9 protein-coding genes and 4 tRNA genes are annotated in these 14,107 nt (G+C 69.7%); 7 read left to right on the forward strand and 6 right to left on the reverse strand.

All coding sequences use genetic code 11. The features are described from left to right. The first annotated feature begins 203 nt into the window (after positions 1–203). From BM417_RS11255 to purH, 4 genes are all read left to right on the forward strand, one after another. On the forward strand, positions 204–923 hold the full coding sequence (locus tag BM417_RS11255; protein WP_093591402.1) for a DUF5336 domain-containing protein: 720 nt from the start codon (positions 204–206) through the stop codon (positions 921–923). A gap of 112 nt (positions 924–1,035) precedes the next feature. Further along, positions 1,036–2,577 carry a cell division protein PerM gene (locus BM417_RS47675; protein WP_177320382.1) on the forward strand — a complete coding sequence of 514 codons (1,542 nt, stop codon included), beginning with the start codon at positions 1,036–1,038 and terminating at the stop codon, positions 2,575–2,577. Positions 2,578–2,622: 45 nt separating this feature from the next. After that, a complete protein-coding gene (gene purN, locus BM417_RS11265; protein ID WP_093591408.1) occupies positions 2,623–3,240 on the forward strand; it encodes a phosphoribosylglycinamide formyltransferase in 618 nt (205 codons plus the stop codon). After that, positions 3,237–4,808 carry a bifunctional phosphoribosylaminoimidazolecarboxamide formyltransferase/IMP cyclohydrolase gene (purH, locus tag BM417_RS11270; protein ID WP_093591411.1) on the forward strand — a complete coding sequence of 524 codons (1,572 nt, stop codon included), beginning with the start codon at positions 3,237–3,239 and terminating at the stop codon, positions 4,806–4,808. The genes purN and purH overlap by 4 nt, the downstream gene beginning before the upstream one ends. Before the next feature lie 50 nt (positions 4,809–4,858). Here purH and BM417_RS11275 read toward each other — a convergent pair whose 3' ends face one another. Further along, on the reverse strand, positions 4,859–5,554 hold the full coding sequence (locus BM417_RS11275) for a hypothetical protein (RefSeq protein WP_143138605.1): 696 nt from the start codon (positions 5,552–5,554) through the stop codon (positions 4,859–4,861). A gap of 224 nt (positions 5,555–5,778) precedes the next feature. On the opposite strand from BM417_RS11275, the gene BM417_RS11280 reads away from it, so the two are divergent. Genes BM417_RS11280 through BM417_RS11290 form a run of 3 tightly spaced genes read left to right on the forward strand, consistent with a single transcriptional unit; the run spans position 5,779 to position 11,420 of the window. Further along, positions 5,779–6,573 (forward strand): hypothetical protein, encoded by a 795-nt coding sequence (locus BM417_RS11280; protein WP_177320384.1) that lies wholly within the window; start codon positions 5,779–5,781, stop codon positions 6,571–6,573. Further along, positions 6,570–8,072 carry a DNA polymerase Y family protein gene (locus BM417_RS11285; protein WP_245821853.1) on the forward strand — a complete coding sequence of 501 codons (1,503 nt, stop codon included), beginning with the start codon at positions 6,570–6,572 and terminating at the stop codon, positions 8,070–8,072. The genes BM417_RS11280 and BM417_RS11285 overlap by 4 nt, the downstream gene beginning before the upstream one ends. Before the next feature lie 60 nt (positions 8,073–8,132). After that, entirely contained in the window at positions 8,133–11,420 is a 3,288-nt protein-coding gene (locus tag BM417_RS11290) for an error-prone DNA polymerase (RefSeq protein ID WP_093591416.1), read from the forward strand. 2 nt (positions 11,421–11,422) lie between these two features. On the opposite strand, the gene BM417_RS11295 is transcribed toward BM417_RS11290, so the two are convergent. The 5 genes from BM417_RS11295 to BM417_RS11315 form a co-directional block, all read right to left on the reverse strand. Further along, a tRNA-Asn gene (locus BM417_RS11295) sits at positions 11,423–11,494 on the reverse strand. A gap of 10 nt (positions 11,495–11,504) precedes the next feature. Continuing rightward, positions 11,505–11,593, reverse strand: a tRNA-Ser gene (locus BM417_RS11300). Between the two features lie 8 nt (positions 11,594–11,601). Continuing rightward, positions 11,602–11,686 (reverse strand) — tRNA-Ser (locus BM417_RS11305). 118 nt (positions 11,687–11,804) lie between these two features. Next, positions 11,805–11,876 (reverse strand) — tRNA-Arg (locus tag BM417_RS11310). A 285-nt stretch (positions 11,877–12,161) separates the two neighbouring features. Continuing rightward, on the reverse strand, positions 12,162–14,099 hold the full coding sequence (locus BM417_RS11315; protein ID WP_093591419.1) for a PIG-L family deacetylase: 1,938 nt from the start codon (positions 14,097–14,099) through the stop codon (positions 12,162–12,164). Positions 14,100–14,107: the final 8 nt, after the last annotated feature.

Raw genomic sequence — 14,107 nt, forward strand, 5'->3', positions numbered from 1 at the left:
GAGCCCGCATCGGCCAAATGGCCGATGCGGGCTCGTCGCTGTGGAGCAGCGAAAACAAACACAGTGCCGGGTTCCGCTTACTTTCGGAGTCCGGTCCTCGCTCGTATGGCGGAACCGGCATGATCGGTCCATCGTCTTAGTAGCGGGTGCAGAGCACTGCTAGCGTCAATCGACGCACCCTGGTTTGAGGAGGAGACCTCGACATGTCCGTGCCTTACGGCGCACCCCAACAGCAGCCGCCGGGTCCGGCACAGCACCAGGCTCCGCCGCCGGCCCACGGGGCCCCCGGCGCCAACAACATCAACCTGGCCCTGATCCTCCCGCTGGTCGCGGCGGGTCTCGGCCTCGTCGCGTACCTCGTCGCGTTCGCGGACGACGTCAGCGGCAACGTGACGTACCTGCTCGCCGCGGGCATGCTCGCCGGCCTCTCGGTGCTCCCCAGCATCCCGAAGGGCTTCGTCCCGGTCGCCGCGGTCCTCGCGGGCGTCCAGACGCTGCTCCAGCTGCAGGGCATCATCAAGTCGCCGTCCGTGCAGGGCCTCGACATCGTGCTGCTCATCGTCGCGCTGCTCGAGACGGCCGCGGTCGTGCTCGCGTTCCTGCTCGCCGAGGGCATCGTGAAGTTCGAGCCGAAGCCCGCGAACCCGTACGCGGGTCAGCAGCAGGGGCAGCCGGGCGGCTGGAACCCGCAGTCCGGCGCGTTCCCGCAGCAGGGTCAGCACCCGCAGCACGGTGCGCCCCAGCAGGCTCCGCAGCAGCAGGCGCCCGCGCAGCAGTTCGGCCAGCAGCAGCAGTTCGGTCAGCAGCCGCAGCAGCCCGCGCAGCCGGGTCAGCCGCCGCAGCAGACCAGCTTCATGCCGCAGCCGGGCCAGTTCGGCTCGCCGGGCACGCCGCCCGGCGGCTTCGGCGGACCGCAGCAGTAAGGTCCGCACACCGTTCGACCTCAGGGGTGGTGCCGGTTCTCCGGTGCCACCCCTGTCGTATGACCCGGCGTGCCTGCCCCGAATGGCTCAGGCGGCCTGACACAGTGGAGAAGTGCCCGTGCTGCAACGCGATGTGACCCGCGAGGTCAACACCGTGCGCCCACCGGAGTTCTCGCGGTCCGAACGCACGCGCGTGCTCATCGCCTCCGCGGTCGGATCGGTGGTCGTCGGATACGCCGCGGTCGCGGCGGTCCTCGCGCTGGTCTCCGCGACGGCCACGTACGCCGAGTTCTCCACGTCAGGCGTGCTCAGCGCCGCCGCGCCCGCCTGGCTGGCAGCGCACCACGTGCCGTTGCGCTTCGACTCAGGTCAGCTCGGCGTGCTGCCGCTGCTGCCCACGGCGTTGCTGATGCTGCTGGTCGGCCGCACCGCCGCGGGTGCCGCCGACCGTCTCGGCCTCTACGAACCGCTGCAGGTCCGCGGCGTCGTGCTGAGCATCGCCGGATCGCACGCGGTCGTCGGCGGCACGATCGCGCTGGTGATGGGCGAGGGTGTCGTGCGCGCCACACCGGCCGTCGCGTTCTTCGGCTGTGCGGCGGTGTCCGGTCTCGCGGCCACGATCGGCGTCGCTCGCCGGTGCGGCCTGGTCGAGGTGGTGTTCGACAAGCTCGACCCGGTGGCGCTGCACGGTCTGCGCGGCGGTTTCATGGCATTGTTCGCGCTGGTCAGCATGGGTGCGTTGGCGGTGGCGGCCGGTCTCGCGGCGTCCTGGCCGACGACCGGCATGCTCTTCGCGGAGGCCGGTCCGTCGTTCGGTGTCGGCCTCGGCGTGTTCCTGCTGTGCCTCGGCTATCTGCCGAACGCGATCATCGCGGGCTTCTCGTACGTCGTGGGCGCCGGTTTCTCGCTGGGCGGGGTCGAGGTCGCGCCGACGCGGTTCGTCGGCGGCCCGGTGCCCCCGGTGCCGCTGCTGGCGGCCATGCCGGAGAGCGCCTTCGCGTGGAGTCCCGTCGTGCTGACCGGCGGCGCGGTGATCGGCGTGCTGGTCGGCTGGACCTGTCGCAAGGTGTCCGACCGGCCGGCTTCGCGGCTGCGCGCGGTGCTGGTGGCGGCGATCACGGCGGGCGTGGGCAGCCTGGTGCTCGCCGCGACGGCCGGTGGACGGCTGGCGGGCGGCGCGTTCGACCCCGTCACGGTGCCCGCAGGCCTGCTCGCGCTGCTCGTGGCGTTGTGGGTATTGGTGCCCGGCGCGCTGGTGGCCTGGCTCGCGGGGAATCGCAGGAAGGTCGCGGTCGCGGACGGCGCCGAGTTCGTGGAGCCGGACTACGACGAGGACTCGGAGGGCGTCGACCCGGACGTCGTGTTCGAGGACGACGAGCTCACCGACCAGTTCGAGCAGCTCGAAGTGGTGGACGAGGACGAGTTCGAGGTCGAGGAGGACCTCGAGGACGACGACTACTACGACGAGGACGAGTACGCCGAGGAAGAGCCCGAAGACGTCGACGAGGCCGAAGACGTTGAGGACGAACAGGAAGACGAACCCGAAGACGACGCTGACGAGGACCTCGAAGACGAGGAGGACCTTGATGCGGAGTTCGACGAAATGCTCGGTATGGAGTCCGAGGAGGACCTGGACGGCAAGCCGGGACGGTGACGTCCTAGGCTGCTCCTGAGCTGCTGCAACGACCAGGAGTAGACGCTGAGCACCGAACTTCGGCTTCCCACACCGGCGCGCGTCGTCGTACTCGTCTCCGGTTCCGGAACCCTCATGCAGGCCCTGCTGGACGCGGACCTCCCGATCGAGGTGGTCGCGGTCGGCGCCGACCGCGAGAACATCGAGGGCCTCAAGCGCGCCGAACGCGCCGGGGTGCCCCACTTCGCCGTGAAGCTGCGCGACCACGCCGACCGCACGGCCTGGGACGCCGCCCTGACCGCGACCGTCGCGTCCTACGAACCCGACCTGGTCGTGTCCGCCGGCTTCATGAAGATCATCGGTGAGCAGTTCCTCGCCCGCTTCGGCGGCCGCATGATCAACACCCACCCCGCGCTGCTGCCGGCCTTCCCCGGCGCGCACGGCGTGCGCGACGCTCTCGCCTATGGCGTGCACGTCACCGGATCGACGGTGCACCTGGTCGACGCGGGCGTCGACACGGGGCCGATCCTCGCGCAGGAGGCCGTTGTCGTCGAAGCCGGCGACACCGAGGAGACCCTGCACGAACGCATCAAGGTCGTCGAACGCCGGCTGCTCGTCGAGACAGTCGGCCGGCTCGCCCGTGAGGGCTGCACCGTGAACGGACGAAAGGTGAGCATTCCGTGAGCACTCCTGCCGAGAGGCGACCGGTCCGCCGGGCCCTGATCGGGGTCTCCGACAAGGCCGGCCTGCTGGAACTGGCCACCGGCCTGCACGCGGCCGGAGTCGAGATCGTGTCCACCGGCGGCACCGCGAAGGTGCTGGCCGACGCGGGCGTCCCGGTGACGCCGGTCGAGCAGGTCACCGGGTTCCCCGAGTGCCTCGACGGCCGCGTGAAGACGCTGCACCCGCGCGTGCACGCCGGTCTGCTGGCCGACCTGCGCAAGGACTCGCACGTCCAGCAGCTGCGCGAGATGGACATCGCGCCGTTCGATCTGCTGGTCGTGAACCTGTACCCGTTCACGCAGACCGTCGCGTCCGGTGCCGACGCCGACGAGTGCGTCGAGCAGATCGACATCGGCGGCCCCGCGATGGTCCGCGCGTCGGCGAAGAACCACGCCAACGTCGCGGTCGTCGTGGATCCGGCCCGCTACGACTGGGTGCTGGAGAACGTCCGCGAGGGCGGCTTCACCCTGGCCGACCGGCAGCGCCTGGCCGCCGACGCGTTCCGCCACACCGCCTCCTACGACGTCGCTGTGGCCTCGTGGATGGGCAACGTGCTCGCGCCGGACGACGAGGGCAGCGGCTTCCCCGGCTGGGTCGGTGCGACCTGGAACCGGTCGAACGTGCTGCGCTACGGCGAGAACCCGCACCAGAGCGCCGCGATCTACACGCAGGGCGACGGCCGTGTGGGCCTGGCGTCGGCGAAGCAGTTGCACGGCAAGGAGATGTCGTACAACAACTACCTCGACGGTGACGCCGCGTGGCGTGCCGCGTGGGACCACGAGCTGCCGTGCGTCGCGATCATCAAGCACGCCAACCCGTGCGGCATCGCGGTGTCCGAGCTGAGCATCGCGGACGCGCACCGCAAGGCACACGAGTGCGACCCGGTCAGCGCGTTCGGTGGCATCATCGCGGCTAACCGCGAGGTCACCGTGGAGATGGCCGAGTTCGTCTCGGAGATCTTCACCGAGGTCGTCATCGCTCCGTCCTATGCGGACGGTGCGGTGGAGGTGTTGCAGCGCAAGAAGAACGTGCGCATCCTCGTCGCCGAGGCGCCTGCTCGCGGTGGCGCGGAGATGCGTCCGGTGTCCGGCGGCCTGCTCCTGCAGCAGCGCGACGCCATCGACGCGTCCGGTGACTCGCCGGCGAACTGGACCCTGGCGGCCGGCAAGCCCGCGGACGAGAAGACGCTGGCGGACCTCGAGTTCGCGTGGCGGTCCATCCGCGCGGTGAAGTCGAACGCGATCCTGCTGGCGGACAACGGCGCCACCGTCGGCGTCGGCATGGGCCAGGTCAACCGGGTCGACTCCTCGCACCTCGCGGTGAAGCGCGCCGGTGAGCGGGCCAAGGGCGCGGTCGGGGCCTCCGACGCGTTCTTCCCGTTCCCGGACGGCCTCGAGGTGCTGCTGGAGGCCGGCGTGCGCGCGGTCGTGCAGCCCGGCGGTTCGGTGCGCGACCCCGAGGTCATCGCGAAGGCTGAGGAAGCGGGCATCACGCTGTACCTGACGGGTACGCGTCACTTCGCTCACTAGGCAAGGTGTTGCGAGGGGCCGCTCCCGGTTCGGGGGCGGCCCCTTTCGCGTCAGATCTTCGCGACCATCTCTTCGGCGACGCCCCTGGCGGCTGCTTCGAGCTCCGCGGGGTCGGGCTTCGTGTTGGCGAACAGCCCCGCGTCCCAGCCGGAGAGGTCGACCTCGACGATCATCTCGCCCTGGCGCACGATGACCGACATCTCGGTGAACGCCGACTTCGTCTCCACGAGGATCACCACGGCCTCGTCGCCGAGTCCTTCGATCGGCTTCTGCAGCGGCGTGCCCTGGGTGTTGGCCATGTTCATCGAGATGGACCGGCCGAAGGCGGATTCCGCCTCCTCCCGCTCGTTGGTGACGGAGACGTCGGTGGTGCGGTGGCCCTTGCCGTCGACACCCTTGGTCTGGTTCCACGAACAGGTCGTGCGCACGCCCTTGGACAGCTTCGTCTCACGCGACATGAGCCCGTTCGGGTTCGTCGTGCGTGCCTTGGCCAGCGTCGCTTCGGAGACGTTGCCGCACAGCGCGGGCAGCTTGTCGGCGCGCTTGCTGGTGCCGCTGTCCTGGTTGACGCTGAGGTAGAGCACGAGCCCGGTGACGACGCCGGCGAGCACCAGCACACCGACGAGGATGCCGACGACCAGTGGCGCCTTGCTCTTCTTGGGTGGCTCTGGCGGACCCCAGCCCGGCGGTGGTCGCTGTGGAGGCGGCGGCTGCTGATGCCAGCCGTGCGGGGGTGGTTGAGTCACGGTTTCCCCAGTTCCCAGTAGTGCTGAGGGCGCCGTAGAGGAGCCTCCGGACCCGTGTGGCCGTGTCCACCAAAAGGGTGACGTTCTGGGATTGACACAGGGGTGCGCTCGCACGCTACGATCATCTCGTTCGTTCGAACAGGAGTTCGAATAAGCAAGTCGCCGAACTTCCCTCGGCGGTCGTGCACAGGGGTGCGCACGGTCCGTGACGGGAGGTGGGTGGAGTGTCCAGGTCGGCAACGGCGTCGTTGGCCGCGCTCGGGGTGAACCCGGCCAGCGAGCTGACCAGCACCACCACCGACCACGCCACGGGGCGGGTTCTGCCGGTTCGCGGGGAACTGGCGGGCCTGCTCCCGTGGGGCGGCTTGCGGCGTGGCAGCACGGTGTCGGTGGGCGGATCGACATCGTTGCTGCTCGCCCTGCTGGCGGGTGCGACCGCGGACGGCTGCTGGGCCGCCGTGGTCGGCCTGCCCCAGGTGGGAGTGCTGGCCGCGGCCGAACTGGGCGTCGCGGTGCAACGCCTGGCACTGGTCCCACGCCCCGGCTCCGATCCGGGCCCGGTCATCGCGGCCCTGCTGGACGGCATCGACCTGGTGGCCGTCGCCTGCCCACTACCTCCCTCACTGGCCCGCCGCCTGACGGCCCGCGCCCGCCAACGGCGTTCCGTGCTCATCGCCTTCGGCCCCTGGCCCTCGGCCGACGTGGAACTGACAGCGGAGTCCGTGAGCTGGAACCCGCTGCACGACGGGGCGGAAACGTTGCGGCGCCAGGAGATCACCGTGCGCAGCGGCGGCCGAGGCTCGGCAGGGCGCGCCAAGAACGTGCTGCTGACCTTCGGCGCGGAAGAAATCGAGCTCCCGCTGGTGGCCGGTGACCCGGACCGCTCCGACGAGCCGGCTGATGCCGGTCCGGGCCGGGCCGACGAACTGGCCGCCAGGCGGGCTGACAGTGCCGTCACCAGGCGGGCGGAAGCAGTGGAGCGCCTGGTCAGGCTCGCGCAAAAGGGTCCATCGGAGTGAAGGACACACGGCTGCTCGCCGTCTGGTGCCCCGACTGGCCCGTCATCGCCGCCTGCACCGCCACCGGCACCGCCCCGCACGTGCCGGTGGCGGTGGTCGACGGCAACGAGATCGTGTCCACCTCGGCGGTGGCGCGGGCCGAGGGCATCCGGAAGGCGATGCGCAAGCGCGCGGCCGAGGCGATGTGCCCTGAGCTGATCACCTTCGAGCACGATCCGCAGCGCGACGCCCGGTTCTTCGAGCCGGTCGCGGAGGCCGTCGAGGAGCTCGCGCCCGGCATCGAGGTCGTGCTGCCCGGGCTGGTCGCGGTGCCGGCGCAGGGGCCGGTCGGCTACTTCGGGTCCGAGGAGCAGGCGGCCGAACGGATCGTCGACCACGTCGCGACCCGCACCGGGACCGAGGCTCAGGTGGGCATGGCCGACAGTCTGTTCGCGGCCACGAAAGCCGCGCACCGCAACGTGATCGTGCCGCCCGACCGGACGCCGGAGTTCCTCAGGCCGTTGGGCGTGCACGAGCTTGATGCCCCAGAACTGGTCGACCTGCTCAGAAGGCTCGGCCTGAAGACGCTCGGCGCGTTCGCGGAGGTGCCGGAGAACGCGGTGGCGTCGAGGTTCGGCGGCCCGGCCACCCGGCAGCACCGGCTGGCACGCGGGTTGCCGGAACGTCCGCTCGACAAGCGCAGGCCCGCGCCGGAGCTGGCGGTCACCGAGACCTTCGACGAACCGGTCGAGCGCATCGACGCGGCCGCGTTCGCCGCGAAGATCCTGTCGGAACGGCTGCACGAGAACCTCGCGGCCAGAAGTCTCGCGTGCACGCGGCTCGGCATCCACGCCCGCACCGAGAACGACGAGGAGCTGCACCGGGTGTGGCGGGCCGCGGAACCGTTGACACCGCGGGGAATCGCGGACCGGGTGCGCTGGCAGCTCGACGGGTGGCTCACCCGCGAACGCCTCACCTCCGGCATCCGCACGCTCACCCTCGAACCCGTCGAGGTCGTCAACGGCACCGCGCTCCAGCTCGGGTTGTGGGGCCACGACGACGAACGCGCGGTGCGGGCGTTGCTGCACGTCCAGGGTCTGCTCGGCCCGGACGGCGTGCTCACCGGGGTCATCGACGGCGGCAGGGGGCCGCAGGAACAGGTCAGGCTCGTGCCATGGGGTGACGAACGAACCCCGGCCCGAAATCCGGACCACCCGTGGCCCGGCCGGCTCACCAGGGCACCCGCGACGCTCGCCGACGACCCCGCGGAACTGAAGGACGAGGCAGGCGGCGAGGTCGGCGTGACCGGCCGGCTCGAGCTCACCGCGCAGCCGAAGAAGCTGACCGTCAAAGGGAGAACGCGCGAGATCACCGCGTGGGCCGGGCCGTGGCCGGTCGACGAGCGGTGGTGGGCGCCGGACCCGCACCGGGCCGCGCGCATCCAGGTGCAGACGAACGACCAGGCGTTCCTGCTGATCCGCAGAAACAAGAAGTGGTTTCTGGAAGGGGTGTACGACTGATGTACGACGAGTACTGGGATCTGCTGGAGACCCTGATCCCGTTGCCGCGCAAGGAACCTGATGGGCTGGAATAACCCGCCCGTCCGCTGGAGGGAGCTGGAACGGGCTCTCTCCGGCAAGCCCTACGAACAGAAGCCCGACGGCGGTGACGGTCCGGGGTGGGGAAGACACCGCGACCGCTACACCGCTCCACCGGGTTTCGAGCTGCGCGCGGACGAGCTCGCGACCACCCGCAAACGCGTGCCGTACGCGGAACTGCACTGCCACTCCAACTTCAGCTGGCTCGACGGCGCGAGCCACCCCGAGGAACTGGTCGAGGAGGCGCAACGGCTCAAGCTCGACGCCATCGCGATCACCGACCACGACGGCATGTACGGCGTGGTCCGCTTCGCCGAGGCAGCCAAGGAGCTCGGCATGCACACGGTGTTCGGCGCCGAGCTGAGCATCGGACTGAACAGACCCGCCAACGGCGAACCGGATCCCGAAGGAGATCACCTTCTTCTCCTTGCGCGCCAACAACCCGGCTACCACGCGCTGTGCCGCACGCTCACCACCGGTCATCTCGACGACAACGCCGAGAAGGGCAAACCCGTCTACGACATCGACCAGATCGTGGCCGACACCAAGGGCGACGTCGTGGTGCTGACGGGCTGCCGCAAGGGAACCGTCCGCCGGGCGTTGGTGAGAGAAGGCCCGGAGGCGGCGTTCGAGGAGATCGTCAGGCTCACCGACCTGTTCGGCAGGGGCCGCGTCTACGTCGAGCTGACCGACCACGGCCTGCCCGAGGACAGCAGGCGCAACGACATCCTCAACGCGATGGCGCAGAAGCTACAACTCCCAGTCGTGGCAACGAATGCGGTGCATTACGCGACCCCGAGCCGGGGCAGGCTGGCCGCCGCGATGGCCGCCGTGCGCGCGCGAAGCAGCCTCGACGACATGGCCGGCTGGCTGCCGCCGTCACCCGCCGCGTTCCTGCGCAGCGGTGAGGAGATGTTCCACCGGTTCCGCCGTTTTCCCGGTGCCGTGCACAACGCCGCGTTGCTCGGCATGCAGCTGGCGTTCGACCTGCGGCTGGTCGCGCCGAAGCTGCCGCCGTTCGACGTGCCGGACGGCCACACCGAGATCAGCTGGTTGCGCCACCTCACCTACGAGGGCGCGCGCCGGCGGTACTCCGACAGTGACGAGAAGGCGTTCCGGCAGATCGAGCACGAGCTGAGGATCATCGAACAGCTCGGGTTCCCCGGCTACTTCCTCGTCGTGCACGACATCGTGGACTTCTGCAAGAAGAACGACATCCTCTGTCAGGGCAGGGGCAGCGCGGCGAACTCCGCGGTGTGCTTCGCGCTCGGCATCACCAACGTCGACGCGGTCCGCTTCGACCTGCTCTTCGAACGGTTCCTGGCGCCCGCCCGCGACGGCCCTCCCGACATCGACGTCGACATCGAGTCCGACCGGCGCGAGGAGGTCATCCAGCACGTCTACGCCAAGTACGACCGCAGGCACGCGGCGCAGGTCGCGAACGTCATCACCTACCGCGCCCGTTCCGCGGTGCGCGACATGGCCCGCGCGCTCGGCCACTCGCCGGGCCAGCAGGACGCGTGGAGCAAGCAGATAGACAGGTGGGGTCCGCTCGACGCCACCACCGACGACTGCGACATCCCGCGTGACGTGCTGGAACTGTCCGCGCAGCTGGAGAACTTCCCGCGCCACCTCGGCATCCACTCCGGCGGCATGGTGATCTGCGACCGCGCCGTCAGCGAGGTGTGCCCGGTGGAGAAGGCGCGCATGGACAAGCGCACGGTTCTTCAGTGGGACAAGGACGACTGCGCGTCCATCGGCCTGGTGAAGTTCGACCTGCTCGGCCTCGGCATGCTCTCCGCGCTGCACTACGCCATCGACCTCGTCCGCGACCACGAAGGCGTCCACGTCGACATGGGTGAGATCGACCTCGCCGACTCCGCCGTCTACGACATGCTCCAGAAAGCCGACTCGGTCGGTGTCTTCCAGGTGGAGAGCCGCGCGCAGATGGCGACGCTGCCGCGCCTGAAGCCGCGCAAGTTCTACGACCTGGTCGTCGAGGTCGCGCTGATCAGGCCCGGCCCGATCCAGGGCGGCTCGGTGCACCCGTACATCCGGCGCCGCAACGAGGTCGAGAAGTGGGACTACGACCACCCGTTGCTGGAGAACGCTCTGCACAAGACCTACGGCGTGCCGTTGTTCCAGGAACAGCTCATGCAGATCGCGGTGGACGTGGCCGGCTTCACCGCCGCCGAGGCCGACGAACTGCGTCGCGCGATGGGCGCCAAGCGCTCGACCGCCCGCATGGAACGCCTGCGCGACCGCTTCTACGAGGGCTGCGCCGCGAACGGCATCGGCGAGGAACTGGCCGGCCGCATCTACGCGAAACTCCTGGCGTTCGCCAACTTCGGCTTCCCGGAGTCGCACGCCCTGTCGTTCGCGCACCTGGTGTTCGTGAGCGCGTGGTTCAAGCTCTACTACCCGGCGGCGTTCTGCGCGGCCCTGCTCAGGGCCCAGCCGATGGGCTTCTACTCGCCGCAGTCGCTGGTGATCGACGCCCGCCGCCACGGCGTGACGGTGCACGGCCCGTGCGTGAACCGATCGCTTCCCTGGGCGGGTCTGGAACCGTTCGAGGGCAAGAACTCCGTCCGCATCGGGCTGACCGCCGTCCGTGGCATCGGCGACGCGGACGCCGAGCGAATCGTTGCCGCACAACCGTTCCGCGACATGGAGGACTTCGGAACCCGCGTGCAGCTCACGGCAGCCCAGGTGGAGGCCCTCGCCACCGCGGGAGCCTTCTCCTGCTTCGGCCTGGAACGCCGCGAGGCGCTCTGGGCGGCCGGCGCGGTGGCCGCCATCAGGTCCGACCGCCTGCCCGGCACCGTGGTCGGCGTTGACGCGCCCGCGTTGCCCGGCATGGACGACGTCGAACTGGCGGTGGCGGACGTCTGGGCCACGGGCCTGTCCCCGGACAGCTTCCCGACCCAGTTCGTTCGATCCACTTTGGACTCGATGGGCGCACTGCCGGTGACCACCCTCGCGTCCGTCGAACCCGGCACACGAGTGCTGATCGGCGGCGCCGTGACGCACCGGCAACGGCCGGCGACGGCGGGCGGGGTCACGTTCCTCAACATCGAGGACGAGACGGGGATGGTGAACGTCGTGTGCTCGCCGGGTCTGTGGGCGCGGTACCGGCAGGTGGCGCGCGGCAGCGGTGCGATGCTCGTGCGGGGCGTGGTCGAGTCGGCGGAGGGCGTGGTCAGCCTGCTGGCGGACCGGTTGCAGCACCTGGACCTGCGGATCCCGTCGAAGTCACGGGACTTCCGCTGAAGTTCCCCTGCCAGGATTCGAACCTGGTCCTCCCGCGTAACAGTCGGGCGTGCTGCCATCAGCACTTCAGAGGACACGGTGGAGCGGAGGATGCAGGATTCGAACCTGCGCAGCGCTCGCGCGCTGACCACTGTTTTCGAGACAGCTGCCTTACCGGGCTCGGCCAATCCTCCCCAGGACGCGGAGGGCGCGCGGATCGAACGCGCGCCAGACGTTGCTGGACCTCGGATTAGCAATCCGGTGCCTTACCACTCGGCCAGCCCTCCTTTGCCCTGTACAACCGGTGCGTTCCGAAGAACGCCTTTCCGTCGGATGCCCGCGAGTCGAACGCGGTGTGTCCTCATCCCAAATGAGGTGGGTTGCCGTCTCCCTCGCACCCGTGAGTACCCCTGCCAGGAGTCGAACCTGAATCTCGGCGTTCGTAGCGCCGCACTCTTTCCATTGAGCTACAAGGGCGAATTTAATGCACAGCAAACAAAGAGAGCCGCCCTGATCGGTTTCCCGATGGGCGGCTCCCCGTGTGACCTGAAGCTTGGCCACTACAAGGAGCTCACCTGCGAAAACGGTCGCGAGGAGCTGGGGAGCCGCGATGAGCGCACGCAGGCGACGACGCTGCTGGAGCGTCCGCGTCGCATGTCCTGGCTCGTCATGACGTTCCCCTTCGGCTTGGTGTGTGGCACAAGTATTGCGGCGGGTGATGTCCGCCGTCAATCATTTTTTCGAACGAATTCAATTGTTCGGCTAGTTACCGGCGGCCTGCCAGTTGTCGAACGGGTTCGCGGGGCCGGCCGCGCTCTGCTTGCGTTCGTAGAGCTTCGCGTCCGCGCCGACGACCAGCACCCGCACGAAACCCGAGGCGTCGCGCACGGCGGCAGGGCCGACCTCCGCGTATCCGCCGAGGTCCTCCCACGGGCCGAACGTGTTGCCGCTGGTCTGCCGCGCCACGCTGATGCCGTAGTTGTCGTTGCGCGCGAACGCCAGCACGCGTGCGGCCGTTCCACCGCCAGAGGTCACTGCCGCGACCGGTCCGACACCGCCTTGCCCACCGAGGTGGGCGAGCGCGCCGAACGTGCCGTTGCTCGAGCCTTCGGCGACCGTGCCGACAGCGCCGTCGCCGTGCTCGCGGACGATCGCGCGGACCTTGTTGCCGTCCATCGCGACGGCGGGTGCGTGCGTGCACTCGACGGACCCGAGCGACTTGTACCCGAGAGACGCGCCGGGGTTCTGCTGCCAGTGGGCGACCTGGCCGTTGTTGTCGGCGAACAGGTGCAGGCGGCCGGTCGACGACGTGAAGCCGACAGGGGGCGACACGACCATGCTGGTCATACCGCCGCTCGACAGCGCCTCCCACCCGCTGAACGACCCGTCGCCGTTCTGCCAGGCGTTGCTGACGCCGTTGGCCTCGTTGATCGCGAACAGCTCGAGGCCGCCGTCGCCGTTGAGCACGAGACCCGGCGTGCCGAACGCGGGCGTGGCTCCGTCCGGGTTGCCGACGTCGACCCAGGAGCCGAACCCGCCTCCCGGCGAGGACTGGCCGGCGACGAGGATCGAGCCGGTGTCGAGGTCCAGCACGGCGACGTGCACGAGGCCCGATCCGTTGAGCGCCACGGCGACACCCGGCGCGAACGTGCCGGAACGCAGGGCCACCGGGCCGGTCCAGGCGCCGCCGACGGCCTGGTGCCACCACATGATCGAGTCACCGGCGGCGACGAACGCGTGCAGCTTGCCCGTGCTGTCGACGATCGCCCACGGCGCGACGACGGGCCACCGCTGGTAGTTGTGGAACACGTGCTCGTCGAAGGCGTTGCCCGTGACCGGGTCGTGCTCGGCGAACGCCTGGTAGGCCGCGCTCTTCGGCCCGGCCAACGCGTCCGGCACGTTCCTGGGCGACGCGGCGATGTTGTAGCAGCGGTAGCGGGTGAGCAGCACGAACCCGCGACCGGTGGTGCCCTCGTAAGCCTTGACGGCCTTGGTCGCGAACTTGGCCGCGTGGATGTGGTCGGTGTGCTCGGTGTCCTGGTTCGGGAAGCTGAGGGACGGCAGCGGGTCCTGGACGCGGATCACCGTCGGCTGGAACTCGTCGAGCAACGCGAGCAGCACGTTGTTCACGTCCGCCTGGTTGTACCACTGCGGGACCTGGACCGGCCCGCCCGTCGGCCTGATGGCCGGGGCGGCGTGGTTCGGGTCGTTCCACAGCTTCTCGAGCGCCTTGTCGTGCTCGGGGAGGTCGCCGCCGCCGTCGGGCAGCTGCAGGTAGATCAGCTGGACGTTCGGCGCGCCCACGAGGGTGTCGATCTCGAGGACCATCGTCGCGACCTCCTTGGTCGCGCGGGTCCAGTTGTTCGGCTTGCCCGCGAGCGTCGCGTAGGCGGAGCGCTGGCCCTCCTGCACGCTTGCGGCCAGGTCCTCGCGGGTCAGGCTCCCGTGGCCGTTGTACTGGTCCGCGGTCAACACGATCGTCCTGACCGGGAGCCCGGAGAGGATGGACGGCTGGATGTCCGGGTTGAGGAACAACAGGTCGTCGTCGGTGTGCGCGACGATGTTGACGAAACTTCCCTGACCGGGCAGGGCGCTGGTGCCTGGTGCCGCGGCGAACGCGATGCCGGTGTTGGCGATCGCGGTCGCGGCGGCGGCAGTGGCACCTGCGACGAGCACTGTGCGTCGGCTGATGCAGGTCATCGAGAATC

Origin of the sequence: Lentzea waywayandensis (assembly GCF_900115955.1) — a bacterium.
Lineage (GTDB): Bacteria > Actinomycetota > Actinomycetes > Mycobacteriales > Pseudonocardiaceae > Lentzea > Lentzea waywayandensis.